This is a genomic window from Pseudomonas sp. PB106, assembly GCF_009764645.1.
Classification (GTDB): domain Bacteria; phylum Pseudomonadota; class Gammaproteobacteria; order Pseudomonadales; family Pseudomonadaceae; genus Aquipseudomonas.
On the sequence record NZ_RWIM01000038.1, the window covers coordinates 1 to 2,368 of the forward strand.

The 2,368-nt window shown below is 59.4% G+C and carries 3 protein-coding genes; 1 reads left to right on the plus strand and 2 read right to left on the minus strand.

Annotated features, from left to right (window positions below; genetic code table 11):
- Positions 1–77: 77 nt before the first annotated feature.
- Positions 78–272: a hypothetical protein gene (locus tag EJA71_RS05945; protein ID WP_158955143.1), complete on the minus strand. Its 195-nt coding sequence runs from the start codon at positions 270–272 to the stop codon at positions 78–80.
- A 105-nt stretch (positions 273–377) separates the two neighbouring features.
- Here EJA71_RS05945 and thpR point away from each other — a divergent pair, with 105 nt between their 5' ends.
- A complete protein-coding gene (thpR, locus tag EJA71_RS05950) occupies positions 378–902 on the plus strand; it encodes an RNA 2',3'-cyclic phosphodiesterase (protein ID WP_158955145.1) in 525 nt (174 codons plus the stop codon).
- Positions 903–1,147: 245 nt separating this feature from the next.
- Here thpR and EJA71_RS05955 read toward each other — a convergent pair whose 3' ends face one another.
- Positions 1,148–2,245: a polyamine ABC transporter substrate-binding protein gene (locus EJA71_RS05955; protein WP_158955147.1), complete on the minus strand. Its 1,098-nt coding sequence runs from the start codon at positions 2,243–2,245 to the stop codon at positions 1,148–1,150.
- Positions 2,246–2,368 lie beyond the last annotated feature (123 nt).

The following is a 2,368-nucleotide window of genomic DNA, read 5'->3' on the forward strand; positions in this document are numbered from 1 at the left end:
CGCTGCGATCTTTTGATTTTGATTTTAAAAACAAGATCAAAAGATCGCAGCGTGCCGCAGCTCCTACAGGGATATCGTCATTCGGGTGAGGGGGTGATTCGGCAGCTTTTGCGTTGACGAATTTCTTCGTCGCTTGGCCGTTCGCGGACGAATTCGAAACGCGGCTCGCCCTCGCTGTAATGCACCAGCCAGCCCCATTCCAGTTCGGTTTCGTTCTGCCCTGGCTGCGGCGGCCGGGCCCACCACGGTTCTTTGCTGAGGATCTCGCGCATGGCGGCCTCCGGTTGATGGCAATCCTTGAACTATAGCTGCCTGTCACGAGTCGTCAGATCAGGCTGTAGAATCGGCCCAATCAGGATGAACAAGGGAGCAGGGCCATGACCGATGAACCGTTCAAGCGATTGTTCTTCGCACTGGATTGCCCTCCGGCGCAACGCAAGGCGATTGCGCAGTGGCGCGCGGAACTGGGCCTGAGAACCGGTAAACCGGTGCCGGCGGATAACTTTCATCTGACGTTGCTGTTTCTCGGCGCGGTGCCGCTGGCGCAGATCAACGAAGTCTGCGAGGCCGCCCGGCAAGTGCGCACGCCGGGTGAGCGGTTGAAGATTGCTCTGGATCGTCTGCAGGTCTGGCATCGCGCCGGGGTGTTATCGCTCGCGCCGGAGCAGGCGCCGCCGGCGTTGTTGCGACTGGTTTATGCGCTGGAGCAGGCGATGTTGCCGTTTGGCTTCGAGGAGACACCGCGCGAGTTTCGTCCGCACCTGACGTTGGCTCGCGACTACCGCGCTTCGGAACCGGAATCCGTCACGCCACCGGAATTTTTCCTGCGTGCCGAGCGCTTCGCCCTGTTCGAATCGCACAAGGGACGCTACCGGGTTCTGCAGGATTGGCCGCTGATTTGAGGACACAAAAAAAGGCGCCCGAGGGCGCCTGAGAATTCACCTGAGCCGAGGGAGCCAGGTGAGGCCGTTCATAGCAGGGTGCAGCGGTGGTAAGGCGCTGCGTGAACGGGAAATTTTTTACACTGATCGTTCCCACGCTCTGCGTGGGAAAGCCTCTTGTGGCGCTCCGCGTCACGCTTTGGGACGCAGAGCGTCCCGGGCTGCGTTCCCACGCGGAGCGTGGGAACGATCATCGGGCGTATCAGTTATTTACCGAGTTTCACCCGGGTCCAGCCGCGCGTCATGATTCGCTGGGTGGCAATCGGTTGATCGGGCACCGCATACAGCGTCGCCATCACCGCTTGCGACGGGTACGAGCCCGGGTCGTTGCGGATCGCTTCATCCACCAATGGCGTGGCCGCCGCGTTGGCGTTGCTGTAGCCGTTGCTGTTGGTGATCTCGGCGATAATGTCCGGGCGCATCAGGAAGTCCATGAACAGGTAGGCGTTCTCGACGTTCGCTGCATCACGCGGGATGGCGACCATGTCGTAGAAGCTGCCGGCGCCTTCCTTGGGAATGCTGTAATCGATCACCACGTTGTTGCCCGATTCCACCGCGCGGGCCTTGGCCTGCAGCACGTCGCCGGAGTAACCGACCGCGACGCAGATGTTGCCGTTGGCCAGATCCGAGATGTATTTCGAGGAATGGAAGTACGCCACGTTCGGGCGGATCTTCATGAACAGCGCCTCGGCTTCCTTGATGTGCGCGGTGTCCTGATCGTTCACCGGGTAACCCAGATAGTGCAGGGCGGCCGGGATCATTTCCGTCGGCGAGTCGAGGAAACTGATGCCGCAAGCCTTCAGCTTTTCAGCGTTCTCCGGCTTGAACAGCAAGTCCCAGGAGTTGGTCGGGGCGTCGGCGCCGAGCACTTCCTTGACCTTGGCCGGGTTGAAACCAATGCCGATCGAGCCCCACATGTACGGGAACGCGTGGGCGTTGTCCGGGTCACTGGCGGCGGCGTTTTTCAGCAGCACCGGGTTGAGATTCTTCCAGTTCGGCAGCTTCGATTTATCCAGTGTCTGATAGACGCCGGCCTTGATCTGCTTGGCCAGGAAACTGTTCGACGGCACGACCAGGTCGTAGCCGGATTTGCCCGCCAGCAAACGCGCCTCAAGGGTCTCGTTGCTGTCGAAGACGTCGTAGGTCACGCGGATGCCGGTCTCGTCTTCGAACTTCTTGACGGTGTCCGGCGCGATGTAATCGGACCAGTTGTAAACACGCAGCACCTTGTCGTTGGCCTGGGCGCCCATGACGATTGCGCCCATTAAGGACAGTGTCAGCAGAGTCCTGCCAAACATTTTCATCGGTACAACTCCATTCTTTTTATTCACATTACGTAAAACCCCCTCATCCGACTGACCGAGGGGCTGACTACATTTTTGTAGGAGCTGCGGCACGCTGCGATCTTTTGATCTTCAAAAAAAAGT

Excerpts from the sequence above, each read along its gene's own strand:
- EJA71_RS05955 (WP_158955147.1), bottom strand. The coding sequence starts at position 2,245 with ATGAAAATGTTTGGCAGGACTCTGCTGACACTGTCCTTAATGGGCGCA.
- EJA71_RS05945 (WP_158955143.1), bottom strand. The coding sequence starts at position 272 with ATGCGCGAGATCCTCAGCAAAGAACCGTGGTGGGCCCGGCCGCCGCAG.
- thpR (WP_158955145.1), top strand. The coding sequence starts at position 378 with ATGACCGATGAACCGTTCAAGCGATTGTTCTTCGCACTGGATTGCCCT.